This is a genomic window from Streptomyces sp. NPDC058157 (assembly GCF_042884105.1).
In the GTDB taxonomy this organism is placed as follows: Bacteria; Actinomycetota; Actinomycetes; order Streptomycetales; family Streptomycetaceae; genus Streptomyces.
On the sequence record NZ_JBHVUQ010000113.1, the window covers coordinates 1 to 25185 of the forward strand.

General features: G+C 74.6%; 23 protein-coding genes. 14 read left to right on the forward strand and 9 right to left on the reverse strand.

The window, feature by feature from the left end; all coding sequences use genetic code 11:
• Window positions 1-28: 28 nt before the first annotated feature.
• From ACFVXK_RS25130 to mug, 3 genes are all read left to right on the forward strand, one after another.
• Window positions 29-811, forward strand: a complete 783-nt coding sequence (locus tag ACFVXK_RS25130) for an SGNH/GDSL hydrolase family protein (RefSeq protein WP_389615258.1) — start codon at window positions 29-31, stop codon at window positions 809-811.
• A 71-nt stretch (window positions 812-882) separates the two neighbouring features.
• Window positions 883-2316, forward strand: a complete 1434-nt coding sequence (purB, locus tag ACFVXK_RS25135) for an adenylosuccinate lyase (RefSeq protein WP_389615260.1) — start codon at window positions 883-885, stop codon at window positions 2314-2316.
• A complete protein-coding gene (gene mug, locus ACFVXK_RS25140) occupies window positions 2313-2852 on the forward strand; it encodes a G/U mismatch-specific DNA glycosylase (RefSeq protein ID WP_389615297.1) in 540 nt (179 codons plus the stop codon). The genes purB and mug overlap by 4 nt, the downstream gene beginning before the upstream one ends.
• On the opposite strand, the gene ACFVXK_RS25145 is transcribed toward mug, so the two are convergent.
• From ACFVXK_RS25145 to ACFVXK_RS25155, 3 genes are read right to left on the reverse strand one after another with little or no spacing between them, the layout of a single operon-like run.
• The gene (locus ACFVXK_RS25145; protein ID WP_389615262.1) at window positions 2849-3286 is read right to left on the reverse strand and encodes a hypothetical protein; all 438 of its coding nucleotides are present in this window, start codon (window positions 3284-3286) and stop codon (window positions 2849-2851) included. The two genes, mug and ACFVXK_RS25145, sit on opposite strands and share 4 nt — an antisense overlap.
• A gap of 54 nt (window positions 3287-3340) precedes the next feature.
• Complete coding sequence (locus ACFVXK_RS25150) at window positions 3341-4090, reverse strand: ABC transporter permease (RefSeq protein WP_389615299.1); 750 nt, start codon at window positions 4088-4090, stop codon at window positions 3341-3343.
• 23 nt (window positions 4091-4113) lie between these two features.
• Window positions 4114-5028: an ATP-binding cassette domain-containing protein gene (locus ACFVXK_RS25155; RefSeq protein ID WP_389615264.1), complete on the reverse strand. Its 915-nt coding sequence runs from the start codon at window positions 5026-5028 to the stop codon at window positions 4114-4116.
• A 108-nt stretch (window positions 5029-5136) separates the two neighbouring features.
• Between ACFVXK_RS25155 and ACFVXK_RS25160 the strand changes: the two genes are divergently transcribed.
• The 3 genes from ACFVXK_RS25160 to ACFVXK_RS25170 all read left to right on the forward strand — a co-directional run bounded on the left by ACFVXK_RS25160 (window position 5137) and on the right by ACFVXK_RS25170 (window position 8195).
• Window positions 5137-6312: a sensor histidine kinase gene (locus ACFVXK_RS25160; protein ID WP_389615266.1), complete on the forward strand. Its 1176-nt coding sequence runs from the start codon at window positions 5137-5139 to the stop codon at window positions 6310-6312.
• Between the two features lie 4 nt (window positions 6313-6316).
• Window positions 6317-6967, forward strand: coding sequence for a response regulator (locus tag ACFVXK_RS25165; protein WP_389615268.1), 651 nt, complete (start codon window positions 6317-6319; stop codon window positions 6965-6967).
• A gap of 76 nt (window positions 6968-7043) precedes the next feature.
• Window positions 7044-8195 (forward strand): ROK family transcriptional regulator, encoded by a 1152-nt coding sequence (locus ACFVXK_RS25170; protein WP_389615270.1) that lies wholly within the window; start codon window positions 7044-7046, stop codon window positions 8193-8195.
• A gap of 154 nt (window positions 8196-8349) precedes the next feature.
• Here ACFVXK_RS25170 and ACFVXK_RS25175 read toward each other — a convergent pair whose 3' ends face one another.
• A complete protein-coding gene (locus ACFVXK_RS25175) occupies window positions 8350-9102 on the reverse strand; it encodes a GntR family transcriptional regulator (protein WP_389615272.1) in 753 nt (250 codons plus the stop codon).
• 310 nt (window positions 9103-9412) lie between these two features.
• Here ACFVXK_RS25175 and ACFVXK_RS25180 point away from each other — a divergent pair, with 310 nt between their 5' ends.
• From ACFVXK_RS25180 to ACFVXK_RS25195, 4 genes are all read left to right on the forward strand, one after another.
• The gene (locus ACFVXK_RS25180; RefSeq protein WP_389615274.1) at window positions 9413-10327 is read left to right on the forward strand and encodes an alpha/beta fold hydrolase; all 915 of its coding nucleotides are present in this window, start codon (window positions 9413-9415) and stop codon (window positions 10325-10327) included.
• Window positions 10328-10458: 131 nt separating this feature from the next.
• The gene (locus tag ACFVXK_RS25185; protein WP_389615276.1) at window positions 10459-12057 is read left to right on the forward strand and encodes an alkaline phosphatase D family protein; all 1599 of its coding nucleotides are present in this window, start codon (window positions 10459-10461) and stop codon (window positions 12055-12057) included.
• Between the two features lie 151 nt (window positions 12058-12208).
• Window positions 12209-13642, forward strand: a complete 1434-nt coding sequence (locus ACFVXK_RS25190) for a GNAT family N-acetyltransferase (protein WP_389615278.1) — start codon at window positions 12209-12211, stop codon at window positions 13640-13642.
• Window positions 13643-13677: 35 nt separating this feature from the next.
• Window positions 13678-15387, forward strand: coding sequence for a DUF885 domain-containing protein (locus ACFVXK_RS25195; protein WP_389615280.1), 1710 nt, complete (start codon window positions 13678-13680; stop codon window positions 15385-15387).
• Between the two features lie 76 nt (window positions 15388-15463).
• On the opposite strand, the gene ACFVXK_RS25200 is transcribed toward ACFVXK_RS25195, so the two are convergent.
• Complete coding sequence (locus tag ACFVXK_RS25200; RefSeq protein WP_389615282.1) at window positions 15464-15976, reverse strand: rhodanese-like domain-containing protein; 513 nt, start codon at window positions 15974-15976, stop codon at window positions 15464-15466.
• Between the two features lie 94 nt (window positions 15977-16070).
• On the opposite strand from ACFVXK_RS25200, the gene ACFVXK_RS25205 reads away from it, so the two are divergent.
• Entirely contained in the window at window positions 16071-16517 is a 447-nt protein-coding gene (locus tag ACFVXK_RS25205; protein WP_389615284.1) for an Lrp/AsnC family transcriptional regulator, read from the forward strand.
• Here ACFVXK_RS25205 and ACFVXK_RS25210 read toward each other — a convergent pair.
• Together ACFVXK_RS25210 and ACFVXK_RS25215 are read right to left on the reverse strand one after the other, a co-directional pair.
• A complete protein-coding gene (locus ACFVXK_RS25210) occupies window positions 16507-19518 on the reverse strand; it encodes an AAA family ATPase (RefSeq protein WP_389615286.1) in 3012 nt (1003 codons plus the stop codon). The two genes, ACFVXK_RS25205 and ACFVXK_RS25210, sit on opposite strands and share 11 nt — an antisense overlap.
• Window positions 19515-20681, reverse strand: coding sequence for an exonuclease SbcCD subunit D (locus tag ACFVXK_RS25215; RefSeq protein ID WP_389615288.1), 1167 nt, complete (start codon window positions 20679-20681; stop codon window positions 19515-19517). Before ACFVXK_RS25215 ends, ACFVXK_RS25210 begins: the two co-directional genes overlap by 4 nt.
• A 329-nt stretch (window positions 20682-21010) precedes the next feature.
• Here ACFVXK_RS25215 and ACFVXK_RS25220 point away from each other — a divergent pair, with 329 nt between their 5' ends.
• Window positions 21011-22333, forward strand: a complete 1323-nt coding sequence (locus ACFVXK_RS25220) for a vanadium-dependent haloperoxidase (protein WP_389615290.1) — start codon at window positions 21011-21013, stop codon at window positions 22331-22333.
• A gap of 15 nt (window positions 22334-22348) precedes the next feature.
• Here the strand turns inward: ACFVXK_RS25220 and ACFVXK_RS25225 are convergent, their stop codons facing one another.
• Window positions 22349-22978: a YigZ family protein gene (locus tag ACFVXK_RS25225; protein WP_389615291.1), complete on the reverse strand. Its 630-nt coding sequence runs from the start codon at window positions 22976-22978 to the stop codon at window positions 22349-22351.
• Window positions 22979-23077: 99 nt separating this feature from the next.
• Between ACFVXK_RS25225 and ACFVXK_RS25230 the strand changes: the two genes are divergently transcribed.
• Window positions 23078-23482 carry a CoA-binding protein gene (locus ACFVXK_RS25230; protein ID WP_389615293.1) on the forward strand — a complete coding sequence of 135 codons (405 nt, stop codon included), beginning with the start codon at window positions 23078-23080 and terminating at the stop codon, window positions 23480-23482.
• A gap of 7 nt (window positions 23483-23489) precedes the next feature.
• Here the strand turns inward: ACFVXK_RS25230 and ACFVXK_RS25235 are convergent, their stop codons facing one another.
• Window positions 23490-24080, reverse strand: a complete 591-nt coding sequence (locus ACFVXK_RS25235; protein ID WP_389615301.1) for a helix-turn-helix domain-containing protein — start codon at window positions 24078-24080, stop codon at window positions 23490-23492.
• Between the two features lie 107 nt (window positions 24081-24187).
• Between ACFVXK_RS25235 and ACFVXK_RS25240 the strand changes: the two genes are divergently transcribed.
• Window positions 24188-25054, forward strand: a complete 867-nt coding sequence (locus ACFVXK_RS25240) for an EamA family transporter (RefSeq protein WP_389615295.1) — start codon at window positions 24188-24190, stop codon at window positions 25052-25054.
• The last annotated feature ends 131 nt before the right edge of the window (window positions 25055-25185 follow it).

Below are 25185 nucleotides of genomic sequence, written 5' to 3' on the forward strand. Positions count from 1 at the left end.
GGGTACCGCGCGGTAGCATCGCAGCGCCATGGGGATGAATGTGTCTTACACCAGTTTCGTCGCGGTCGGCGACTCCTTCACCGAGGGCATGTCCGACCTGCTCCCGGACGGCTCCTACCGGGGCTGGGCCGACCTCCTCGCCGCCCGGCTGGCGGCCCGCGAGCCGGGCTTCCGCTACGCCAACCTCGCGGTGCGCGGGAAGCTGATCGGGCAGATCGCCGAGGACCAGGCGCCCGTCGCCGCGGCGATGGGCGCGGACGTGGTCACCCTGGTCGGCGGCCTGAACGACGCCCTGCGGCCGAAGGTGGACATGGGTCGGGTCCGGGGGCATCTGGAGGCCGCGGTGGAGCTGCTGGCCCCCTCCTGCGGGCGGCTGGTCCTGATGCGCTCGCCGGGTCGGCACGGTCCGGTGATGGAGCGCTTCCGGCCGCGCATGGAGGAACTCTTCGGCATCCTCGAGGAGCTCGCCGCACGCCACGGGGCGCTGCTGGTGGACCTGTACGGGGCACCGGTGCTCGGGGACCCGCGCCTGTGGGACGCCGACCGGCTGCACCTGACGGCCGAGGGGCACCGCCGGGTGGCGGAGGCCGTCTGGCAGGCCCTGGGACTGCCCGCCGAGGAGGACTGGACGGCGGCCCTGCCGGCCGCTTCCGCCGCGGGCTGGGGCGTGCGGCGCACCGAGGACCTGCGCTTCGCGAAGCAGCACCTGCTGCCCTGGATCGGCCGCCGGCTGACGGGCCGCTCCTCGGGCGACGGCCGCCCCGCGAAGCGCCCGGAGCTTCTGCCATACGGAACCCGGCCGCCCTTGTAGCAAGCCACAATTGCGGGCGGTGTCCCCACCTGCGTAAACGCACAGCTCGAGCCCCAGTAGAATCCCTACACGTGACAGCCAAGCCCCGCATCCCCAATGTCCTGGCCGGCCGCTACGCCTCCGCGGAGCTCGCCGTCCTGTGGTCCCCCGAGTACAAGGTGACGCTGGAGCGGCGGCTGTGGCTCGCCGTCCTGCGCGCCCAGAAGGACCTCGGCATCGAGGTCCCGGACGCCGCCCTCGCCGACTACGAGCGCGTCCTGGAGACCGTCGACCTCGCCTCCATCGCCGAGCGCGAGAAGGTCACCCGCCACGACGTGAAGGCCCGGATCGAGGAGTTCAACGCCCTCGCCGGCCACGAGCACGTCCACAAGGGCATGACCTCCCGCGACCTCACCGAGAACGTCGAGCAGCTGCAGATCCGGCTCTCGCTGGAGCTCGCCCGCGACCGCACCGTCGCCGTCCTCGCCCGCCTCGGCAAGCTCGCCGGCGAGCACGCCGAGCTGGTCATGGCCGGCCGCTCCCACAACGTCGCCGCGCAGGCCACCACCCTCGGCAAGCGCTTCGCGACCGCCGCCGACGAGCTGCTGGTCGCCTACGACCGCCTGGAGAACCTGCTGGAGCGCTACCCGCTGCGCGGGATCAAGGGCCCGGTCGGCACCGCCCAGGACATGCTCGACCTGCTCGGCGGGGACGCCGCCAAGCTGGCCGACCTGGAGCAGCGCATCGCCGCCCACCTCGGCTTCTCCCAGGCCTTCACCTCGGTCGGCCAGGTCTACCCCCGCTCCCTCGACTACGACGTGGTCACCGCTCTGGTGCAGCTGGCCGCCGCCCCGTCGTCGATCGCCAAGACGATCCGCCTGATGGCCGGCCACGAGCTGGTCACCGAGGGCTTCAAGCCCGGTCAGGTCGGCTCCTCCGCGATGCCGCACAAGATGAACACCCGCTCCTGCGAGCGCGTGAACGGCCTGATGGTCATCCTGCGCGGCTACGCCTCGATGACGGGCGAGCTGGCCGGCGACCAGTGGAACGAGGGCGACGTCTCCTGCTCCGTGGTCCGCCGGGTGGCCCTGCCGGACGCCTTCTTCGCCTTCGACGGCCTGCTGGAGACCTTCCTGACGGTCCTCGACGAGTTCGGCGCCTTCCCCGCCGTCGTGGCCCGCGAGCTGGACCGCTACCTGCCGTTCCTCGCGACCACCAAGGTGCTGATGGGCGCGGTCCGCGCCGGTGTGGGCCGCGAGGCCGCGCACGAGGTCATCAAGGAGCACGCCGTCGCCTCCGCCCTGGCCATGCGCGAGCAGGGCGCCGAGCGCAACGAGCTCCTCGACAAGCTCGCGGCCGACGACCGGATGCCGCTGGACCGCGCGCAGCTGGACGCCCTGATGGCCGACAAGCTGTCCTTCACGGGCGCCGCGGGCGACCAGGTCGCGAGCGTGGTCTCCCGCATCGAGGCCATCGCCAAGGAGCACCCGGAAGCCGCCGGTTACGCCCCCGGGTCGATCCTCTGACCCCCGACGAGCTCGAAGCCGCCCGCGACCGCGTCCTCCCGGACGTGGTCGCGGGCGGTCTGCGTGTGCTGTTCTGCGGTATCAATCCGGGCCTCCTCTCCGCCGCGACGGGCCACCACTTCGCCCGCCCCGGCAACCGGTTCTGGCCGGTCCTGCACCTGTCCGGCTTCACCCCCCGCCTCCTGGCCCCGGCCGAGCAGGAGGAACTGCTCACCTACCGCCTGGGCATCACCAACGTCGTCGCCCGGGCCACGGCCCGCGCCGACGAGTTGAGCGCCGAGGAGTTCCGTGAGGGCGGCCGGCTCCTGACGGCGAAGGTGGAGCGGCTGCGCCCCCAGTGGCTGGCCGTGGTCGGCATCACCGCCTACCGCACCGCCTTCCACGAGCCGAAGGCCGTCATCGGCCCCCAGGAGCGCACCATCGGCACCACCCGAATCTGGGCCCTGCCCAACCCCAGCGGTCTTAACGCCCACTGGACCGCCGCCACCATGGCCGAGGAGTTCGCCCGCCTCCGCGAGGCCGCGGAAGGCACCTAGGGCGGGTCGGTCACTGTGGCCGCCGCCATCAGCAGGTAGGGGAACTCCTTGTCCCACTGCGCGACGTACACGACCAGCCACCGCTCCCCGACCCGCCACAGGTGCACATGACCCGTGGTGTTGCAGACCTCGCTCCAGGGCTCCGGTATCTCCTCCCCGGCGAACTCCCGGTCCAGCAGGGAGTCCACGGCGAAGACCTGCGGCTCGCCCCACCGGTCGGTCAGGGCCAGGACCAGTGCCCCGTACTCGGCGCCGATCTGGTCGGCGGCCTCCTTCCGGCCGGACCCGTCGTCGTCCCAGAACTCCCGGGTCCGGCTGAGCGTGACCAGGAGGTACCCCGGGCCGCCACCTTGCCCCGGGCCCCCCTCCGGCGCGGTCGGGAAGGCCGTGGCCCGGAGCCGGTCGATCGTGTCGAGGTGCTCTGCCGTGGTCATGCCGTCAGTATCCCGGGGACCACTGACAACTGGCCCTGCGTCACACCGCCCGGCTCAGGCGTCCCGGCGCCGCACCGCCAGCCATCCGCCGGCCAGGGCGGCGAGGGCCCACAGCGCCATCACCCCGAGGCCGCTCCAGGGGCCGAGCGCCCCCTCCGCCTGGGCCCGCATCACCAGCTGCCCGGCCCGGTCCGGCATGAACTGCCCGGCCCCGTCCAGGACCTGGCCCACCACGAAGGGCACGACCAGCAGGAAGGGTATGAGCAGGCCCATCACCAGGGTGCCGCTGCGCACCAGGGCGGTCAGGCCCGCGGAGAACAGGGCGATCAGCATCAGGTAGACCCCGCTCCCGAAGACGGCCCGCAGCGTCCCGGGGTCCCCCAGGGCGAGGGCGTACCGCCCCATGAAGGCCTGGCCGGCGACGAACGTGACGAGGCCGGTGAGCTGTCCGACGAGGAAGGAGAGCACCGCCACCGCGGCGGCCTTGGACAGGTACAGCCGGGTCCGGTTGGGCACGGCCGTCAGGGAGACGCGCAGGGCGCCGCCCCGGAATTCGGCGGCGAAGGCGGTGGCGCCGAAAGCGACGGCCGCCGCCTGGCCGAGGTTGACGCCGAAGAAGGCTCCGGACAGACGGTCCTCACCGAGGGCCCCCGGCTCCGAGGTGCCTATCGCCGCCGCGGTGAGGACCGTGACACCGGCGGTGGCGGCGAAGACGGCGAGGAGTGAGCCGAGGACGGCTCGGGCGGACCGTATCTTGATCCACTCCGATCGCAGGACGGGAACGGTGGGCAGGGCGGCGGTGATCACGGCTGTGACTCCTCTCGGTTTCAGGCGGCGGTGGCGGAGAACGACGTGCGGTCGGCGGTGAGTTCGAGGTAGGCCTCCTCCAGGGAAGTGCGCTCGTCGGAGAGTTCCAGCAGGGGGATGCCTTCCTCGGCGGCGAGGGCGCCGAGCCGCTCGGCCAAGATGCCGTCGACGCTCCAGCGGCCCTCCCCCGCGGCGGTCATCGTCAGACCGGAGCGGGCCAGGGCGGCTTCCATCCGGGCCGGATCAGCCGTCCGCAGCCGGACCCTGGGCGTGCTGCGGGCGTCGAGGAAGGCGCCGAGCGGGGTGTCGGCGAGCAGCCGGCCCTGCCCCAGGACGACGAGGTGGTCCACGAAGGAGGCGGACTCGGCCATCAGATGGCTGGAGACGAACACCGTGCGCCCCTCTGCGGCGAGGGAGCGCATCAGTTCACGGATCCAGATGATCCCCTCCGGGTCGAGGCCGTTGGTCGGCTCGTCCAGCAGCAGGACCGCCGGGTCGCCCAGCAGGGCGGCGGCTATGCCCAGGCGCTGGCGCATGCCCAGTGAGAAGGTGCCGACGCGGCGCCGGGCGACCGCCGCGATGCCGGTCTGCTCCAGGACCGCGTCCACCCGGGCGGCCGGGATGCCGTTGCTGACGGCGAGCGCCAGCAGGTGGTCGCGGGCCCTCCGCCCGCCGTGGGCGGCCTGGGGGTCGAGCAGAGCGCCCACCCGGCGGAGGGGCCGGTCGAGGGCGGTGAACCGGCTGCCGCCGATGGTCGCGCTGCCGGCGGTGGGCCGGTCCAGGCCGAGGATCATGCGCAGGGTGGTGGACTTGCCGGCTCCGTTGGGCCCCAGGAAGCCGGTGACCTTCCCCGGCAGGACGTCGAAGGTGAGGTGGTCCACGACCCGTCGGGTGCCGTGGTCCTTGGTCAGTTCGCGGATCTCGATGCGGTTCATGGCTCCAGATTCACCGCCCGGCCACCCCTCGCTCCTCCCCCGTGCGGGGGTGCCGTCTCCCCCACGTGGGGGAGACGCTCCCGGTGGACCCCCTGACACGATGAAGGCATGGACCGACTACTCCGCGCACCGCTGCGGCCGGTGACGTACTCGCGCTGGCTGCACCTGTGCGTCCCGCTGCTGCTGCTCGCCCTGTGGATGTTCATCAATCCGCGCTGGCCGTGGATGCCCCTGCTGATCGTCATACCTTTCGGCTTCGTGCCGTGGGTGCGGCTGGCCGAGGGGCTCCAGGCGCAGTTCCTGCTGACCCCCGAGGAGCGGGAGGCCGGGGAGGGCGGCATCAGCACCGCCGTTTCGGCGCGTTGGGCGGACCGGTGGCGGACCGTGCTGTGGTTGGAGATACGGCTGGTGGTGTCCGGGGCGGCGATGTTCGCCACCGTGAGCCTGCCGATGGTGTCCGTCGAGCTGATCTCTCTCGCCCTCGGGCGTCCGCTGAACGCCGACCCGATGGTGCCGGTCGTTCCGCCGCCCTGGGCCGCCGCCCTGCTGGCGCCGGTGCCGCTGGTCGTGCTGATCGTGCTCGTCGTGCTGCTGGGTGAGCTGATCACGGCGATCGCCCACCGGCTGCTGGGCCCCTCGGCCGCCGAGCGCCTCAGCGCGCTGGAGGCGCGCACGGAACAGCTGTTGGAGCGGACCCGGATCGCGCGGGAGCTGCACGACTCCATCGGCCACGCGCTGACGGTGGCGGTGGTGCAGGCGGGGGCCGCGCGGGCCGCCGGCGACCCGGAGTTCACCGACCGCGCGCTGAGCGCGATCGAGGAGACCGGCCGGGCCGCGCTGGAGGACCTGGAGCGGGTGCTGCTGGTGCTGCGGGAATCGGCGCGGCCGGCATCGCAGCGGCCGACCCTGGCCGAGGCGGACCGGCTGCTGGAGTCGGCCCGCGCCTCGGGGGCCCCGGTGGAGGCCGAACTGTCCGGCGCGCTGGACGAGTTGCCCGGTCCCGTCACCCGGGAGGGGTACCGGATCCTGCAGGAGGCGCTCACGAACGTGCTGCGGCATTGCGGTCCCGTGCCGGTCCGTGTGCGGGTCGAGATGGCCGAGGGCCGGCTTGAGCTGGAGGTGACGAACCCGCTGCCGGAGCGCCCCTCCGTCAGCCTGGGCGGGGGAAGCGGGCTGCGCGGGATGCGGGAGCGGGCGTCACTGCTCGGCGGCGAAGCCGAAACCGGCCCCCACGAGGGCGGCTGGCGGGTACGCGCGAGGCTTCCGCTGGAGCGAATACGCTGACCGGATGCCGGTTACCGTACTGCTCGTCGACGACGAACCCCTGGTGCGCGCGGGCCTGCGCGCGGTCCTGGACTCCCAGCCCGACATCGAGGTGGTGGGTGAGGCGGCGGACGGGGCGTCCGTCATCCCCCTCGTGCGCCGACTGCGCCCGGACGTGGTGGCGATGGACGTGCGGATGCCGCTGCTCGACGGGATCGAGGCGACCCGGGCGGTCCTGCGGTCGGTGGACTCACCCCCGAAGATCATCGTGGTGACGACCTTCGAGAACGACGAGTACGTCTACCAGGCGCTGCGCGCGGGGGCCGACGGGTTCCTGCTGAAGCGGGCCCGGCCGGCGGAGATCGTGCACGCGGTGCGGCTGGTGGCGGAGGGGGAGACCCTGCTGTTCCCGGCGGCCGTGCGGTCCCTCGCCGCCGAGTACGGCAACCGGCAGGCCCGCGCCGTCCTGGAGCGGGCGGCACTGACCGAGCGGGAGGAGGCGGTCCTGCGGCTGATGGCCCGCGGGCTGACCAACGTGGAGATCGCCCGCGAGCTGATCGTCGGCACGGAGACGGTCAAGTCGCACGTCAGCGCCATCCTGGGCAAGCTGGGGGCGCGTGACCGCACCCAGGCGGTGATCACCGCGTACGAGTCCGGGTTCGTCTCGCCGGCGTGAGGGGGCCGCTTCTCGCCGCGACGCCGGAGGCGCAGTACGATCCGGCTGACAGGGCCGCTAGCTGGGAGGACACACGTTGGGGCAGCTGACCGGCGGGGATCCCTCTCTGCTCAGGCGGATCAATTCGGCCGTGGTGCTGCGCGCGCTGCGCGCCGCCGAAGCGCCGACGCTCACCGACCTCACCCGGGTGACCGGGCTCTCCCGGCCGACGGTCGAGGGGGTGGTGGAGGGCCTGATGGGTGCCGGCCTGGTGGTCGAGGCCGACGCGGAGGAGGGCGCGCGGCGGCAGGGACGTCCGGCGAGACGGTTCCGGTTCCGGGCCGAGGCCGGCCACCTGCTGGGCATCGAGATCGGCTCGCACCGGGTCGCGGTACTGCTGTCCGGCCTCGACGGCCGGGTGATCGGAGCCGGGACGAAGGACGTGGCCGAGACGGCTTCGGCCGACGAGCGGCTGGAGCGCGTCAGGGCGGCGGTGGCCGATCTGCTGCGCCGGGCCGGCATTCCGCGCGACTCGCTGCGGGCGGTGGGGGTCGGCAGTCCGGGCATCGTGGAGGCCGACGGCACGGTCCGCCTCGGTACGGCCCTGCCCGGCTGGACCGGGCTGCCCCTCGGGGAGCGGCTGCGGCGCTCGTTCCGCTGTCCGGTCCGGGTGGAGAACGACGCCAATGCGGCGGCCGTCGCCGAACACTGGAAGGGCGCGGCGCGGGACTCCGACGACATGGTGTTCGTGATGGCCGGTCTCAGCCCGGGCGCGGGCTCCCTGATCGGCGGCCGGCTCCACCGCGGCTTCGGTGGCGCGGCGGGCGAGATCGGCGCACTGCACCTGCTGGGACGGGAAGCCACCCCGGAGCGGCTGCTGTCGACGACGGGCGAGCCGCTGCATCCGCTGGACGAGCCGGCCGTCGCCGAGGTCTTCGCGATGGCCAAGCGGGGCGACGAGCGGGCGGTGGCCGCGGTGGAACGGTTCCTCCAGCGGCTGGTGCACGACGTGGCGGCGCTGGTGCTGGCGATGGATCCCGAGCTGGTGGTGGTCGGCGGGTGGGCCGCCGGGCTGGACGGGGTGCTCGAACCGTTGCGGCGGGAGCTGGAGCGGTATTGCCTGCGACCGCCGCGGGTGGCGTTGTCGATGCTGGGTGAGGCCGCCGTGGCCACGGGGGCGTTGCGGCTCGCGCTGGACCATGTGGAGCGGGAGCTGTTCGCGGTGGAGCGGACCGTCACCGCCAGGTGACTCCGTCGGGGGGGGCGGGTGTTGGTTCCGCTCGGCGGCTCCTGCCGCTGCGCGGAGCCGTCTCCCCGCCCCGCCCTTTCACCGTTTCCCCAGCTACCGCCGGGAGGTGCCCCCAGCCTCGAACGCCGGCGGGGCCGTGCGTGGCTCTGCCGCGTCAGGAGGCCGCGCGGGTTTCCGTGATCTCCATGCCCGAGTCGCCGAAGGTGAGGCGGCAGGTGTCGGCGCGGTAGGTGGCCACCGAGACGGCTGCCGTGCCCTCCGCCGTGAAGTAACGGGTGGTGACGACGAGTACCGGGGCGCCCGGCAGCCGGTCCAGCTCCTTGGCGTCGTCGGCGCGGGCGGAGCCCAGCTCGACCGAGCGGTCCTGCCCGTCCAGCGCGAGCCGCTGGAGTTCCCGCAGGACGGCGCGCGCCCGCGCGGGTCCGGCCGGGGCGTCGATGGCGGAGAGCCCGGGCACGGAGGCGGCGGGCACGTAGAGCAGTTCGGCCGCGACGGCCTGGCCCTGGGTGACGCGGGTCCGGCGCACCGTGTGGACGGCGGCGCCCTCGTCGGTGCCCAGCAGCGCGAGGACCGCGGCGGCCGGAGCGGCCTCGACGGCGTCGACGGCCTCCCAGCCGTCGGCCTCCTCGCCGGGCCAGCCCTGACCCGTGCTGCCGACGGCCACGCCCACGCGCGGCGGGGCGACGGTCGTACCGACACCTCGGCGGCGCTGCAGGCGGCCTTCGAGTTCGAGCTGCTCCAGGGCCTGCCGCAGGGTGGCGCGGGCGACTCCGAAGCGTGCGGCCAGCTCACGCTCGTTGGGCAGGACCTCGCCGACCGCGAAGTCCCGGTCCAGCGCTTCGCTGAGCACGGTCTTGAGGTGCCAGTACTTCGGCTCCGGTACCGATTCGAGCTGCGTGGTCCCCACCCTGACTCCTCCTGCGTTCGCCGCCGTCACCGTTGTCCGGCGGCGGTTCCGGCGGCAGTTCCGCGCCGCAGTTCCGCGCCTTTGTTTATTAAAGGTTCCTGCACTATCCCTGCGACGATAGGACGGCGCACCCCCTTGGTCAAGACCAATCCTCGCCAGCCTGCCGGGCAGATCGGGCATACGTAGCAAGACGTTCACGGGATGTTCGTGGCCCCTGCATGTTTCACGAAGGGTGCACCTGAGCGGCTACCCGACGGTAATGATGGGGCGGTCATCTCCGACGGCCCGTCCCACCCCGACGAGGAGCAGCATGACCGCCACCGTCTCCTTCACGATCGATTCGCCCCCGGGTCCCCGCACCGCCACCGTCACGTACGAGCGCGAGGGGACGGGTGAGCCCCTCCTTCTGCTGCACGGCATCGGCCACCACCTGCAGGCCTGGCAGCCGGTCTCCGGGATCCTGTCGTCCGAGTACGACGTCATCGCCGTCGACCTGCCCGGCTTCGGCGCCTCCGAGCCCCTGCCGCCGGGTGTCCCGTACGACCTCGCCACCGTTGCCACGGCGCTCGGCGCGCTCTGCGCCGCGCTCGGCGTCGAGCGTCCGCACGTCGCGGGGAACTCCCTCGGCGGGCTGCTCGCCCTCGAGATGGGGCGCCTCGGCCTCGTCCGTTCCGTCACCGCCCTCTCCCCCGCCGGCTTCTGGTCGGACGCCGAGCGGGTCTACGCCTTCTCCGTCCTGCACGCGATGCGCGCCGGCGCCCGGTCCCTGCCCACCGCCGCCCTGGAGCGGATCGCCCGGAGCGCCGCCGGCCGCGCCGCGCTCACCGGCAGCATCTACGCCCGGCCCGGCCGGCGCGCGCCGGAGGCCGTGGTCGCCGAGACCCTGGCCCTGCGGGGAGCCCCCGGCTTCGGGCCGACGCTGGCCGCGGGCGGCCCGGTCCGCTTCACCCACGACCTGCCCGGTCTGCCCGTGACGATCGCCTGGGGCTCCCGCGACCGGCTGCTGTTCCCCCGCCAGGGCCCGCGCGCCAAGCGGACGATCCCCGGGGCCCGGCTGGTGCGGCTGCCCGGTTGCGGGCACGTCCCGATGAACGACGACCCGGCGCTGGTCGCCCGGGTCATCGGCGACACGGCGCACGAGGGCGCGGCGGACACGGGCACGGACACGGGCACGAGGCAGGACACGGCCTCCGGCGCCGGCGGCGGCGCCCGCGTCGGGGCCTGACCGGGGAACCGGGGCCGGTCATGATCGGCTGACGGGTGTTCATCCACGGTTCGCGTGGGCGACTCGGCCGGTCTGGTGTGCGACGGCACACTGGTCCGGCCATCCCCCCAGCCGTCCCTGGAGACGCACCCATGGCCTCGATGCCGCACACCCGACGGTCCCTGCTCGGCGGGTCGCTCGCCGTCCCCGTGGGCCTGGCCCTGTCCACGGCGTTCGCCGCACCCGCGCTGGCCGCCTCGCCCCGGGTCCCCGCCTTCACCCGCTCCGGCCGCCCGGCCGCCCTCTGGGGCGTCCAGTCCGGGGAGATCACCGCGCACTCGGCCACGGTGTGGACGCGCTCCGACCGGCCGGCGCGGATGTACGTCGAGACCTCCCCGAGCGAGTCGTTCCGTTACGGTGTCCGACGCCACGACGGGCCCTTCCTCGGCCCGGCCACCGACTTCACGGGCACCACCACCCTGCGCGACCTCCCTCCCGGCCGCCGGCTCCACTACCGCGTCGTGCTCACCGACCCGGACGACCCCCGCCGCTGCAGCGAACCGGTGCGCGGCAGCTTCCGCACCACCCCCGTCTCCCGCCGCCAGAACGTGCGCTTCCTGTGGTCCGGGGACCTGGCGGGCCAGGGCTGGGGCATCAACCCGGAGCTGGGCGGATACCGCGTCTTCGACGAGATGCGGCTGCGCGACCCCGACTTCTTCCTCTTCAGCGGCGACACCATCTACGCCGACGGGCCGCTCAAGGCGGCCGTGCCCCTGCCCGACGGCCGCGTCTGGCACAACGTCACCACCGAGGAGAAGGCCAAGGTCGCCGAGACCCTCGACGAGTACCGCGGGAACTTCCGCTACAACCTGCTCGATCACAACCTGCGCGAGTTCTACGCCCAGGTCCCGGTCCTGGCCCAGTGGGACGACCATGAGGTGCGCAACAACTGGTACCCGGGCCAGCTGCTCGACGACCCGCGCTACACCGTCAAGGACGTCGACACCCTCGCCGCCCACGCCCGCCAGGCCTTCGGCGAGTACTTCCCCGTGACCGACCTGCGGGGCGGGCGCGCGGAGGGCCGGATGTACCGGGTGCTGCGGCACGGGCCGCTGCTGGACGTGTTCGTGCTCGACATGCGCACCTACCGCGACGCCAACTCCCCCGGCCGCCAGACCGACGACCCGGTCGGCATCCTCGGCACCGAGCAGCTGGCCTGGCTCAAGCGGGAGCTCTCCCGCTCCCGGGCGACCTGGAAGGTGATCGCCGCCGACATGCCGCTGGGCATCGTGGTGCCGGACGGGGCGACGGACTTCGAGGCCGTGGCGCAGGGCGACCCGGGGGCCCCGCTCGGGCGCGAACTCCAGATCGCCGACCTCCTGCGCCACATCAAGCACCAGCACATCACGGGCACCCTCTGGCTCACCGCCGACGTCCACTACACCGCCGCCAACCACTACGCCCCCGAGCGCGCGGCGTTCTCCGACTTCGCCCCGTTCTGGGAGTTCGTCTCCGGGCCCATCGGCGCGGGCGGCTTCCCGGCCGGCAGGCTGGACCCCACCTTCGGGCCGCGGACCGCGTACGTGCAGTCGGCGCCGGTCGCGAACATGTCCCCGGCGGAGAACCCCCCGTACTACGGCGAGGTCGAGATCGACGGCGGCAGCGGGGAACTCACCGTGCGGCTGCGGCGCCAGGGAGGCGGCGTACTCTTCACCCGGGTGCTCCAGCCGGGCCGCGTGGGCCAGTCGTGAACACCGCGGGTCTCCTCCAGCCACCGGCCCGGCCCCGGCAGCGCAGCTGAAACCGCCAGGAAAACCGGGAGAAACCGGCCAGATCGACACTTAACCAGTCGGTCACAGACCGTTCGCGATCACGCAACACCCGGCCGCCAGAGTGGGGTGCATGACTGACCGTACCCCTGACTCCCGCGCCCCGCGTCCCCACCGCCACCACTGGCGCCGGGACCTCGTCGAACTCGCCGCCCTCTTCTGCGCCGTCGCGGTCGCCGACGGCATCGCCAACCTCGTCGCGCACGGCCCGAGCGGCCCGCTCCTGCTGGTCGCCTCGGCCGTCGCGCTCCTGGTCACGGCGGCCTTCCACACCTGGTGGGCCCGCCGGCACAGCCATGCGCCCCCGCCCGGCGGCGCGCCGTCCTCCGGTCCGCCCGCGCCCGCCGCGCAGGAGCCCCCGCAGGAGTCCCCGGCCACCGACGCACCCACCACGACCGGCGCACTGTGGCGGATGCGGACGACCGTGCGCGACGAACCCGGCAGCCTCGCCTCGCTGTGCACGGCCCTGGCCCGGGCCCGCGTGGACATCCTGACCCTGCAGACCCACCCCCTCCCCGAGGGCGGCACGGTCGACGAGTTCCTGCTGCGCGCCCCGCGGGAACTGGCCACCGCCGACCTGACCCGGGCCGTCGCCCGGGCGGGCGGCCGCGGCACCTGGATCGAACGCGCCGACGCCCACGACCTGGTGGACACCCCCACCCGGGTCCTGGGCCTGGCCACCCGCACCGCACTGGACGCCGCCGAACTCCCCCTCGCCCTGCGCCAGCTGCTCGGCCGGTGCACCATCCAGTCGGTGCCCGCCACCACCCTCTCCGGCCGCCCCAACGCGGGCGGCGACGCCCCCGTGGAGGGCGTCCTGGAGGCCACGGTGATGCGGCTGCGCGACCCGTCGGGCGGCGCGATCACCGTGGAGCGCCCCTATCTGCCCTTCACCCCCACCGAGTTCGCCCGCGCCCGCGCCCTGGTCGAGCTCGACGCCCGCCTGGGCCCCCGCGTGCCGCGCAGCCAGGACGTGCTGACCCTCCCCGAGGGCAACGAGATCACCGTCCGCCGCGCCGACGGCTCCGACCTCGCGGCCGCCCGCGCCATGCACGACCGGTGCAGCGAGCGCACCCTCGCCCTGCGCTACCACGGCCCCGTCGCCGACGCCGACCGCTACCTCGGCCACCTGCTCAGCCCCCGCTTCGGCCGCACCCTGGCCGCCACCACCGCCTCCGGCCGGCTCGTCGCCCTGGGCCACCTGCTGTGGGACGGGGACGAGACCGAGGTCGCCCTGCTCATCGAGGACGACTGGCAGCGCCGGGGCATCGGTTCGGAACTGCTGCGCCGGCTCCTCGCGATGGCCGTCGAGGCCGGCTCCGACAGCGTGTACGCCGTCACCCAGGCCTCCAACACCGGCATGGTCGCGGCCATGCGCGGTCTCGGCCTGCCCCTCGACTACCAGATCGAGGAGGGCACCCTGGTGATCACGGCCCGGCTGGAGCGGGCCCGGGCCGGCAGGCGCGCGGAGTCCGTGCTCCGACAGGAGAACAAGCCCGTATGGTGATGACGGAGGGGGGCCCTCCGTACGAAGATGTCCGCATGTCAGAGACCCTCCACAGCGACAGCGCAGCCCTTCTGCCCCGCCAGGTCGCCGATGCCTACGTCGACGAACTCATCGCCATCAACCCGATCATCGGCACCTACCTCGGTGTCGCCGCCAGCTCCGGCAGCCTCCCGGACTTCTCCCCCGCCGGCCGGGCCGCCGCCGCCCGGCTGTCCCGCGACACCCTCGCGCGGCTCGACGAGGCCGAGCGGCTGCCCGGCGCCGACACCGACGCCGAACGGCGCTGCGGCCGCCTGCTGCGCGAGCGGCTGAACGCCGAGCTCGCCGTCCACGAGGCCGACGAGGACCTGCGCGCCGTCAGCAACATCCACTCCCCGGCGCACGAGGTCCGCGAGGTCTTCACCCTCACCCCCGCCGACACCGAGGAGGACTGGACCGCGATCGCCGAGCGGCTGCGCGCCGTCCCGGCCGCCTTGGACGGCTACCGCGAGAGCCTCGCCCTCGGCCTGGAGCGCGGGCTGCTCGGCGGCCCCCGCCCCACCGCCACCTTCATCGGCCAGCTCACCACCTGGGCCGGCCAGGACGGCGACGGCGAGCGGGACTTCTTCGGGGAGTTCGCCTCCGCCGGACCCGAGTCCCTGCGCGCCGAGCTGGACGCGGCGGCCGCCACCGCGACGGCGGCCGTGGTCGGGCTGCGGGACTGGATGCGGGACGTGTACGCCCCGGCCGTCGCCGACGCCGCGGACCCGGTGGGCCGCGAGCGCTACGCCCGCTGGTCGCGCTACTTCAACGGCACGGACCTGGACCTGGACGAGGCGTACGCCTATGGCTGGGCCGAATACCACCGCCTGCTCGGGGAGATGAAGGCCGAGTCGGCCAAGATCCTCCCGGACGAGCCCAACCCGTGGAACGTGCTGCGCCACCTGGACGAGCACGGCACCCACATCGAGGGCGTGGACGAGGTCCAGGCCTGGCTGCAGGGCCTGATGGACGAGGCCATCGAGAACCTCGACGGCACCCACTTCGAGCTCGCCGAGCGGGTCAAGCGGGTCGAGTCCAAGATCGCCCCCTCGGGCGGCGCGGCGGCCCCGTACTACACCAACCCGTCGGAGGACTTCTCCCGCCCGGGCCGCACCTGGCTGCCCACCATGGGCCAGACCCGCTTCCCCGTGTACGACCTGGTCTCCACCTGGTACCACGAGGGCGTCCCCGGCCACCACCTCCAGCTGGCGCAGTGGACGCACGTGGCCGACCAGCTCTCGCGCTACCAGGCCAGCGTCGGCCTCGTCAGCGCCAACGCCGAGGGCTGGGCGCTGTACGCGGAGCGCCTGATGGACGAGCTGGGCTACCTCAAGGACGCCGAGCAGCGCCTGGGCTACCTGGACTGCCAGATGATGCGCGCCGCCCGCGTGATCGTGGACATCGGCATGCACCTGGGGCTGGAGATCCCGGCGGACTCGCCGTTCCACCCGGGCGAGCGCTGGACGGTGGCCCTGGCGCAGGAGTTCTTCGGGATGCACAGCGGCCGGCCGGCGGACTTCATCGAGAGCGAGGTGACCCGCTACCTGTCGATGCCGGGGCAGGCCATCGGCTACAAGCTGGGCGAGCGCGCCTGGCTGCTGGGCCGGGACAACGCCCGCGCGGCGCGCGGGGAGTCCTTCGACTTGAAGGCCTGGCACATGGCGGCGCTGTCGCAGGGTTCGCTGGGCCTGGACGACCTGGTGGACGAGCTCTCGCGGCTCTGACCGCTCCCGCACGCGCCGACGGCCGCCCGCTCCCCCGTACGAGGGGGGCGGGCGGGCGTCGTACGAGCGGGGCGGTTCAGCAGCCGCAGTCGTCCGAGTCGGTCGGGGCGGTCAGCGGGTCGGCCTCGGCCCGCTGTTCCCTGCCCTGCCAGGTCTCGACCTCGAAGCCCTCCCGGATCCAGTACTCGATGCCGCCGAGCATCTCCTTGACCTGGAAGCCGAGTTCGGCCAGGGCGAGGGCGGAGCGGGTGCCGCCGTTGCAGCCCGGGCCCCAGCAGTAGGTGACCACGGGGACGCTCTTGTCGAGGAGCTTCTCGGCCTGCTCGGGGATCAGCGCGGTGGGCAGGTGGATCGCGCCGGGCACGTGGGCCTGGTCCCAGGACGGGGTGGAGCGGGAGTCGACCAGCTGGAAGCCGAGGTCGGCGCCCTGCTCGCGGTGGGCCTTGAAGGCCGCGGCGACGTCGGACACGTCCGCGTGGAAGGCGAGGCTGGCCGCGAAGTAGGCGGCGGCCGCGGCCGGGCTGGCCGGAGGGACCCGGAGCACGGGGTTGGCGGGGGCGGGGGCGGTCGTGGTGTGCGTCGTCGTCATGGCTCAAAATCTACGAACCACCGATCATCCCGGGAAGTGGGATTCACCGGCCTTCACCTTGTTCCGCCGGGGAATCCCCTGCTAGACCTGCGCCATGACCGGATATTCCCCCGACGCCACCGACTGGCGCATCCTGGCCGCCCTCCAGCAGGACGGCCGGGCCAGCTTCGCCGACCTCGCCCGCGCCGTGTCGATGTCGGCGAGCGCCGTCACCGAGCGGGTCCGCCGGATGGAGGAGGCCGGGATCATCACCGGCTACACGGCCGTCGTGGACCACGAGAAGCTCGGCAAGGCGATCCTGGCGCTGGTGCGGCTGCGCTATCCGCACGGCAACTACAAGCCGTTCCACGACTTCCTGGAGGCGACCCCGGAGATCCTGGAGGCCCATCACGTCACGGGGGACGACTGCTTCGTCCTCAAGGTGGCCGCCCGTTCGATGGCGCACCTGGAGGAGGTCACGGGCCGGATCTCTGGCCTGGGCCCGGTGACGACCAGCATCGTGTACTCGTCGCCGCTGGCGCGCCGGCCGCTCAGTCCGTGACCCCGGCGGTGCGGTGGCGCACCACGGAGCCGCCGCGCTGCTTGACGATCTCCAGCTGGGCCTGGACCCGGGTGCGCAGGTCGCCGACGTGGCTGACGATGCCCACGCTGCGGTCGCGTTCGCGCAGCGAGTCCAGGACGTCGAGGACCTCGTCCAGGGCCTGGTCGTCGAGGCTGCCGAAGCCCTCGTCGATGAAGAGGGTGTCCAGGCGCATGCCGCCCGCCTCGTCGGTGACCACGTCGGCCAGTCCGAGGGCGAGGGCCAGCGAGGCGAAGAAGGTCTCACCGCCCGAGAGGGTGGCGGTGTCGCGTTCGCTGCCGGTCCAGGAGTCCACCACGTGGAGCCCGAGGCCCGAGCGGCCGCGCCCGCTCGCCCGGGCGTCGGAGTGGACGAGGGTGTAGCGGCCGCCGGACATGCGCAGCAGGCGGACGGTCGCGGCGGCGGCGACCTGCTCCAGCCGGGCGGCCAGGACGTACGACTCCAGCCGCATCTTGCGCTCGTTGTCGGCGGAGGTGCCCGCGGTGAGCCCGGCGAGGCGGGCCACCCGCTCGTAGGCCTCGCGCAGCGGGCCCAGGGCGCGCAGTTCCTGCTCGGCCTGGCGGGAGAGGCGGTCCAGTTCGGCGCAGCGGACCCGGGAGGCGTCCACGGCCGAGCCGGCGGTGCGCAGCCGGGCGGCGGCCCGTTCCGCGGCGGCCTCGGCGGCGGCCGGGTCGGCCGGGGGCAGGGCGGCGGCCGCGGCGGTGTCCGCCTCGGCGCGGCGGTCGGCGAGCATCGCCTCCTCGGCCTGCCAGGCGTCCAGGCGGTGCTGGAGGGCGGTGCGCTCGTACTCGGGGAGCACGGCGTCCGCGGCGGCGTCGACGGTGTCGAAGCCGGCCTTGAAGGCGGCGTCGGCGAGCCGGTCGTCGGCCTCCTTCAGCCGGGCCGTGGTCTCCTCGGCGCGGCGCAGGGCGGCGGCGGCCGTGGTGACCATGCGGATGCGGTCCTCCAGGGTGCGGGCGCGGGCCGCGACGCTGGGCGAGTCGCCCCGGACGAGGACGAGTTCGGCTTCGAGTGCGGCCTGCTCCTGGTCGAGGGCCTCGCGCCGGGAGGCCCGGGCGGCGGCACGGCGTTCGGCTTCCAGCCGGTCGGAGCTGCGTGCCTCGTGCTCGCGTTCGGCGCGGGCGAGGCGTTCGCGGGCGGTGTGGAGTCCGGCGGCCTCGGCGTGGGCGGCGGCGTGGCGTTCGCCCAGGTCGGCGGTGAGGGCGAGGAGTCCGGCGGTGGTGGCGTCCCCGGCGGCGCGGGCCGCCTCGGCCTCGGCCTCCCGGACGGCGGCGAGGCGGCGTTCGACGGCGGTGCGGCGCTCCTCTGCCTGCTCGTAGCGGGCGTGGGCGGCGTCCTCGGCGGCCCGGTCCACGTGCCCGGGGGCGGGGCGGGCCGGCGCGGGGTGCTCCGGCGAGCCGCAGACCGTGCAGGGCTCCCCGGCGGTCAGGGCGGCGGCCAGCTCGGCGGCGATGCCGCGCAGCCGGGCCTCCTTGAGGTCCAGCCACCGTTCCTTCGCGGCGAACGACTCCTCGCGTACGGAGTCCAGTTCCCCGGCGGCGGCTTCGGCGTCGGCGGCGAGGGAGTCGCGGCGCCGGGCGGCGGCCAGCTGCGCCCGGGCGGGCTCCAGCCGGCCGGCGAGCTGCTCGGCGAGGGTGAGGGCCTGCTGGGCGGCGTCGACCCGCTCCAGCAGGGCGGCGCGGGTGACCTCCCAGCGGGCCAGCCACTCGGCCGACTCCTGGTGCTGCTCCTCGGCGTCACGGGACTCCCGCTCCAGCGTGGCCCGCTCACGGCCGATCTCGGCGCTGCGCTGTTCCGCCCGCTGGGCGGCGCCGGCCGCGCCGAGGTCCTCGCGCAGCCGCTGCTCGACGGCGCCGAGCTGCTCGGCGCCGGCCCCGGCGAGGGCGGGGGGCAGCTCCGCCCGGGCGAGGCTCTCGGCGTGCGCGGCGGTGAGCTGGGCGCCGGCCGCGGCCCCGCGCAGTTCCAGGGCGGGGGCCACGAGGGCGCCGCGGCGGGCCCGGTCCAGCAGCTCGCGCACCCGGGCGCGCTCCGGCTCGGCCCGCGCCAGCAGGTCGGCCCGGCGGGCGGTCTCGGCGTGGCGGTGCTGGAGCCGGTCGAGCTCCCGGGCCTCCTCGGCGGCGCGCCGGGCCGCGGCGTGCCGTCCCTCGGCGGCGGCCAGGGCGTACTCGGCGACGGTGAGCCGCTCGCGGGCGGAGCAGCGGGCGACCGCCGCCCATGCGCGGACGGCGCCGGCCAGGCCGGGGTCGCCGGGCTGGTGGCCGGGCAGGGGCCAGGCCCGCAGGTCGGCGCTGTCGCCGGCGGCCTGGGCGAGGCGCTGGGCGGCGGCGAGCACCTTCTCGTCGCCTGCCCGGACCTTGGCCTCGGCGGCCCGGCGGCGTTCGGCGAGCAGGGTCTCGACTGCGGCGAAGCGGCGGGTGTCGAAGAGGCGGCCGAGGAGCCGGCCGCGGGCTTCGGCGCCGGCCCGCAGGAACTGGGCGAACTCGCCCTGCGGGAGGAGGACCACCTGGCAGAACTGCTCGCGGCTCATGCCGAGGAGCTGTTCGACCTCCTCGCCGATCTCCTGGTGGGAGCGGCTGAGCGCGGTCCAGCCGTCGCCGGTGTGCTCGCGCAGCCAGGACTGGGCCTTGTCCTTGGTGGTGCCGGTGCCGCGCTTCTTGGGGCGGTCCTGTTCGGGGCGGCGGGTGATCTCCAGCCGACGGCCGCCCACGGTGAGTTCGAGGGTGACCTCGGTCGGGGTGTCGGGGGCGGCGTGGTCGCTGCGCAGGGTGGTGCCGGGGGCCTGGCGTGAGCCGGGCACCGAGCCGTAGAGGGCGTAGCAGACGGCGTCGAGGACGGAGGTCTTGCCGGCGCCGGTGGGGCCGTGCAGCAGGAAGATCCCGGCGCCGGAGAGGGCGTCGAAGTCGATGCTCTGGGGTGCGGCGAAGGGGCCGAAGGCGGTGACCTCGAGCCGGTGCAGCCTCATCGGCCGGCCTCCAGACGGCCGTCCTCGGCCCGTACGTCCTCGAACGCGCCGCGCAGCACGGCCCGTTCGGCCTCGTCGGCGGCGGCGCCGGTACGGACGTGGGCGACGAAGTCCTCGGCGATCTCCTGGTCGCTGCGGCCGCGCAGGCGCTGGGCGTAGGAGGCGGCGCCGTCGTCCTGGCGGCCCTCGGGTTCGAAGGCGAGGCTGAGGGTGTGGGGGAAGCGGGCGGTGAGCCGGGCCATGGGGTCCTGGGGGCGGACGGGGTCGGTGAGGACGGCCTCGACCCAGCTGTCCTCGCTGCCGGTGTGCGCGGGGTCCTCCAGGAGGTCCTCCAGGTGACCGCGGAGCCGGGCCAGCGGGCGGGGGACGGGGGTGTCGAGCCGTTCGGCGGTGATCTCCCCGGCGGGGCCGAGTTCGACGAGCCACATGGTCTTGCGGTGGCCGGCCTCGGAGAAGGAGTAGGCGAGCGGGGAACCGGAGTAGCGGACCCGTTCGTTGATCGTCTGGCAGCCGTGGAGGTGGCCGAGGGCCGCGTAGTCGACCCCGTCGAAGACGGAGGCGGGGACGGCCTCGACCCCGCCGACGGCGATGTCGCGTTCGCTGTCGCTGGCCTGCCCGCCGGTGACGAAGGCGTGCGCGAGGACGACGGAGCGGGTGCCCTCGGGGCGGCCGGCCAGGTCGGCGCGGACCCGGTCCATGGCGGCGCCGAGGACGGCCTCGTGGCTGACCTTCTCCGCGGCGAACTCGTCCTTGACCAGGGCCGGTTCGAGGTACGGCAGCCCGTAGAGGGCGACGTCGCCGTGCGCGTCGGCCAGCAGCACGGGGTCGGCGCAGCCCGCCGGGTCGGTCCTGAGGTGGATCCCGGCCCGGCCGATCAGCCCGGCGCCGACGCCGAGCCGGCGGGCGGAGTCGTGGTTGCCGGAGATCATCACGGTGGGCACGCCGAGGTCGGCGAGCCGGTGCAGGGCGCGGTCGTAGAGCTCGACGGCGGGCAGCGGGGGCACGGCCCGGTCGTAGACGTCCCCGGCGACGAGGACGGCCTCGACCCCGTGGTCGCGCACGGTCTCGACGAGGTGGTCGACGAAGGCGGCCTGGGCCCCGAGCATGTTCACCCGGTGGAAGGACCGGCCGAGGTGCCAGTCGGAGGTGTGCAGGAACTTCACTCGACCGCTCCGACCCGCACGCTTGCTCTCCTCCGTGACCCGCTCCGACCGTCCAGGCTAACCCGTCCCCCACCCGCCCCGTGCCCGCGCCGGGGAAATCCCGCCGCGGTGCGGAACGGCCGCCCCACACACGGGCGGGGCCGGACGGTGCCGGAGCGCCGCGAGCCGGGACACCGCGAGGCCGGAGCGCCGCGAGCCGGGGAAGTCCCGCCGCCGGGCGGGCCCGCCCGTTACGGGACCGTGGCGGCGGTGCGAAACCTCCGTGGCGGGCCCCCGGTGGCGGCTTCGCGTGCTTGTCCGCCGTCCGGGCGGGTGGCTAGCTTCGCCGCATGCCGCTCCCACGACCTTCCCGCACCCCCGTGTCCCGTCCCGCCGGACCCCTCCCGCCCCGCCCGGCCCGGGCCCGGCCCGTGCTGCTCGCCGCCGGCTGCGCGGCGCTGCTGGCGCTGACCGCCGCCGTGCCCTCGGCCGCCGCTCCCGTGCGGCCGGACCCGGCCGCCGCCGGTTCCGTGGTCCTCGACTGGTACGACACCACCGCGAGGACCGTCGCGGCGACGGCCGCGCCGACGCAGATCACCAACAGCCGCACCTGGGCGGTCGGCTGGATCGCCGCCGCCCGCGCCGCCCGGGAGGCCCCCGGCGGCGGGCCGGCCCGGAGCCGGTTCCAGGACGCGGCCGTCGCCTCCGCGGTCCACGACGTCCTGGCGGCCGTCGCCCCTTCCCGCAAGGACGACCTCGACCGGGCGCTGGCCTCCTCGCTCGCCGGCATCCCGGACGGCCCGGCCGAAGACCGGGGCGTGGCCGCCGGAGCCCGCCAGGCCAGGGCGGTGCTCGCCGCCCGGGCCGGGGACGGCCTCGATCCGGCCTCCTCCAACGCGCCCTTCCCCGTACCGCCGGCCGCCCCCGGGGTCTGGCAGCCGACACCCGACGGCTACGCGCCCGCCATCCAGTACGGCAACCGGCTGGCCAGGCCCTTCCTGCTGGAGCGCGCCGACCAGTTCCGGCCGGCCCCGCCGCCCGCGCTGGACTCCGGCCGCTACCGGGCCGACCTGGAGGAGGTGCGCGCGTACGGCGCGGCCGACAGTCCGGTGCGCACCGCGCACCAGACGGAGACGGCGAACTTCTGGTACAGCGGTTCGCTGGCCCTCTACACCGATGCGCTGCGCGTGGCGGTGGCCCGCTCGCACGGCTCGACCGCCGACCGGGCGGCGCTGCTCGCGCTCTTCCACGCGGCGTCCGTCGACACCCAGATCGCGACCTCCGACGGCAAGTACACCTACCTGCGCTGGCGTCCGGTGACGGCGATCCGCACGGGCACGATCGGCACCGACCCGGCCTGGCGCCCGCTGCACAACACCCCGGCCCACCCCGACTATCCCAGCGGCCACGCGACCTACGCGGGCGCCGCGCAGGCCGTCCTCGACGCCCTCGCCGGGCCGGTGACGGAGCCCTTCGACCTGACCAGCCCGACCGCGCCGGGCGTGCACCGCGCCTACACGGGGTGGGCGCAGCTCACCCGGGACAACGTGGACGCCCGGGTGTACTCGGGGATCCACAGCCGCTCCGCCGACGAGGCGGGCGCCCGGCTCGGCGACGCGGTCGGCCGGTACGCGCTGCGCCACGCGGACCGGCTGCTGTCCGGCCGCCTCTGACGGCCGGCCCGGGCCTCAGCCCTCGCCGTACGCCTCTCCGCCGAGCTCGAACCCGGCGGTCCCGGCGGTGACGTCGTTCAGCCAGGCCCGGAAGGACTCCACGTCCGCCTCGGGGAGGCCGATCTCGATGGAGACGGCCTCTCCGTAGCGCACGTCCAGCACGGTGCGGCCGGTGGAGCGCAGGTCGTTCTGCGTCTTGCCGGCGCGCTGGTGGTCGACCGTGACGGTGGCCAGCCGGTAGCGGTGGCGGGTGACGGTGCCGAGCGCGTCGAGGGCCTCCCCGACGACCCCGCCGTAGGCGCGGATCAGTCCGCCCGCGCCGAGTTTGACGCCGCCGTAGTACCGGGTGACGACGGCCACCGCGTAGCGGACGTCGCGCCGGGTCAGCATCTGCAGCATGGGCACGCCGGCGGTGCCGCCCGGCTCGCCGTCGTCACTGGCCTTCTGGACGGAGGCGTCGGCGCCGATCACGTAGGCGTAGCAGTTGTGCGTGGCGGTGGGGTGCTCGCGGCGGACGCGCGCGATGAAGTCCTGCGCCTCCTGCTCGGTCGCGGCGGGCGCGAGCGAGCAGAGGAAGCGCGAGCGGTTGATCTCGGACTCATGCGACCCCTCACGGGCCACCGTCTCGTACTGGTCTGCCTTCACCGCTCCACCCTACGGGGAATCGGACAGGTGTCCTTTTCGTTGATCCCTCGGAGCGGCGGGAGCACCCGCCGGAGCAGGCAGCAGCAGGAGGCGGCGCGCGTGTACGGCGACCAGGAGACCATCCGCAGGATCCTCACCGAGCTCGGCGACACCTGGGCGGTGGTCGGGCTGTCGAACAACGAGGACCGGGCGGCCTACGGCGTGGCCAAGGTGCTCCAGCGGTTCGGGAAGCGCGTCGTGCCCGTGCACCCGAAGGCGGAGACGGTGCACGGCGAGCCGGGCTACCCCTCGCTGGAGGCCGTCCCCTTCAAGGTGGACGTGGTGGACGTGTTCGTGAACAGCGCGCTGGCCGGTGAGGTCGCGGACGAGGCGGTCGCCGCCGGGGCGGAGGCCGTCTGGTTCCAGCTGAACGTGATCGACGAGGCCGCCTTCGCCCGGACCCGGGAGGCCGGGCTGGAGATGGTGATGGACCGCTGCCCGGCCATCGAGATCCCGGCGCTCTAGCGCCCCCTCAGCGGTGGCCGTCCGCGCGCTGGACCGGCGGGATCGAGACGGCCATCGTCATCTCCATCGCCACCGCGCCCTCGTTGCGGTAGGCGTGCGGGACGTTCGCCTCGAAGGAGACGGCCCCGCCGGCGGGCACCGCGTGCCGGTCGTCGGCGATCTCGAGGGTCAGTTCCCCGGCCGTGACGTGCAGCATCTCGAACGTCCCCGCCGGGTGCGGGTCGGACGCGGTGCCGTCGCCGGGCTCCAGCCGGTAGGTCCACATCTCCACCGGGCCGCGGCGGTCGTCGCCCAGGAGCATCCGCGCCTCGCTGCCCGGTTCTCCGGACCACATCCGGACCCCCTGTCCCGGGAGCACCACGTGCACCTGTGGGCTGCGGTCGTGGTCGAGCAGGGTGGTGATGCTCACCCCGAGGGCGTCGGCCAGTTTGACCGTCGTGCCGACGCTCGGGTTCGTGCGGGCCTGCTCGATCTGGATGATCATGCCGCGGCTGACCCCCGCGCGGGCCGCGAGCGCGTCCAGGGTGAATCCGCGTTCCCCGCGCCACCGCTTGAGGTTGCGGGCGAGCGCCTGGGTGAGCTGTTCGAGATCCGACACCATTCCGTCCAATATTTTGGATGACACAGTTCAACAGACTGAACTAACCTGCGGTGTATTCGATGCTGCACTCCACCGTTCACCGCACTGTACTGCGAGGTCCTGCCATGACCGCCCTCTTCGCCCTGGCCACAGCCCTGCTCTGGGGCCTCGCCGACTTCGGCGGCGGGCTGCTGACGCGCCGCCTGCCGGCGCTCACGGTGGTCGTGGTCTCGCAGATCGCCGCCGTCCTCGTACTCGGCTCCGTCGTGCTCGCCACCGGCGCCTGGCACGAGGCCGGCCCGCAACTGTGGTTCGCGGTGGCGGCGGGCCTGGTCGGGCCGGCGGCGATGCTCAGCTTCTACAAGGCGCTCGCCCTGGGCCCGATGGGCGTGGTCTCGCCGCTGGGCTCCGTCGGCGTGGTCGTGCCGGTCGGGGTGGGGCTGGCGCTGGGCGAGCGGCCGGGGGCGGGCCAGTTCGCCGGGATCGCGGTGGCCGTCGTCGGCATCGTCCTCGCGGGCGGCCCCGAGCTGCGCGGCGCGCCCGTGCAGCGGCAGGCGGTGGTCCTGACCCTGGTCGCCGCCTTCGGCTTCGGCGCGGTGATGGCCCTGATCTCCCAGGCCTCCACGACGGTCACCGGACTGTTCCTCGCGCTGCTCGTCCAGCGGGTCACCAACGTCGCCGTCGGCGGTGCCGCCCTGTGGGCGCGGACCCGGCGCGGCGTCCCGGCGCTGCCGGAGGGCACCGGCCCGCGCGTGCTGTGGGGGCTGCTGCCCGCGCTGGCGTTCGTGGGCCTGGCGGACGTCGCGGCCAACGGCACCTACTCGATCGCCGCGCAGCACGGTCCCGTCACGGTGGCCGCCGTGCTCTCCTCGCTCTACCCGGTGGTCACGGCCCTCGCGGCGTTCGCCGTGCTCAAGGAACGGCTGCGCGGCGTCCAGGCGGCGGGCGCCGGCCTCGCCCTGGCCGGCACGGTCCTCCTCGCGGCGGGCTGACCACCCGAGCGCCCCCGCCCCGGCCGCACGGCCCCGACGGCACGACGCACCCCGCACAGCCGGGACACGGCCGCCCACCGGGCCGGCCCCGCGCCACGCCCCGCTGGACCCCCGCCCCGCCCGGTCCCCGC

Coding starts and splice junctions, on each gene's coding strand:
- ACFVXK_RS25130 (WP_389615258.1), top strand. CDS start 29: ATGGGGATGAATGTGTCTTACACCAGTTTCGTCGCGGTCGGCGACTCC.
- ACFVXK_RS25145 (WP_389615262.1), bottom strand. CDS start 3,286: ATGACCACGGCAGAGCACCTCGACACGATCGACCGGCTCCGGGCCACG.
- ACFVXK_RS25155 (WP_389615264.1), bottom strand. CDS start 5,028: ATGAACCGCATCGAGATCCGCGAACTGACCAAGGACCACGGCACCCGA.
- ACFVXK_RS25160 (WP_389615266.1), top strand. CDS start 5,137: ATGGACCGACTACTCCGCGCACCGCTGCGGCCGGTGACGTACTCGCGC.
- ACFVXK_RS25165 (WP_389615268.1), top strand. CDS start 6,317: ATGCCGGTTACCGTACTGCTCGTCGACGACGAACCCCTGGTGCGCGCG.
- ACFVXK_RS25180 (WP_389615274.1), top strand. CDS start 9,413: ATGACCGCCACCGTCTCCTTCACGATCGATTCGCCCCCGGGTCCCCGC.
- ACFVXK_RS25185 (WP_389615276.1), top strand. CDS start 10,459: ATGGCCTCGATGCCGCACACCCGACGGTCCCTGCTCGGCGGGTCGCTC.
- ACFVXK_RS25190 (WP_389615278.1), top strand. CDS start 12,209: ATGACTGACCGTACCCCTGACTCCCGCGCCCCGCGTCCCCACCGCCAC.
- ACFVXK_RS25195 (WP_389615280.1), top strand. CDS start 13,678: ATGTCAGAGACCCTCCACAGCGACAGCGCAGCCCTTCTGCCCCGCCAG.
- ACFVXK_RS25200 (WP_389615282.1), bottom strand. CDS start 15,976: ATGACGACGACGCACACCACGACCGCCCCCGCCCCCGCCAACCCCGTG.
- ACFVXK_RS25205 (WP_389615284.1), top strand. CDS start 16,071: ATGACCGGATATTCCCCCGACGCCACCGACTGGCGCATCCTGGCCGCC.
- ACFVXK_RS25210 (WP_389615286.1), bottom strand. CDS start 19,518: ATGAGGCTGCACCGGCTCGAGGTCACCGCCTTCGGCCCCTTCGCCGCA.
- ACFVXK_RS25220 (WP_389615290.1), top strand. CDS start 21,011: ATGCCGCTCCCACGACCTTCCCGCACCCCCGTGTCCCGTCCCGCCGGA.
- ACFVXK_RS25240 (WP_389615295.1), top strand. CDS start 24,188: ATGACCGCCCTCTTCGCCCTGGCCACAGCCCTGCTCTGGGGCCTCGCC.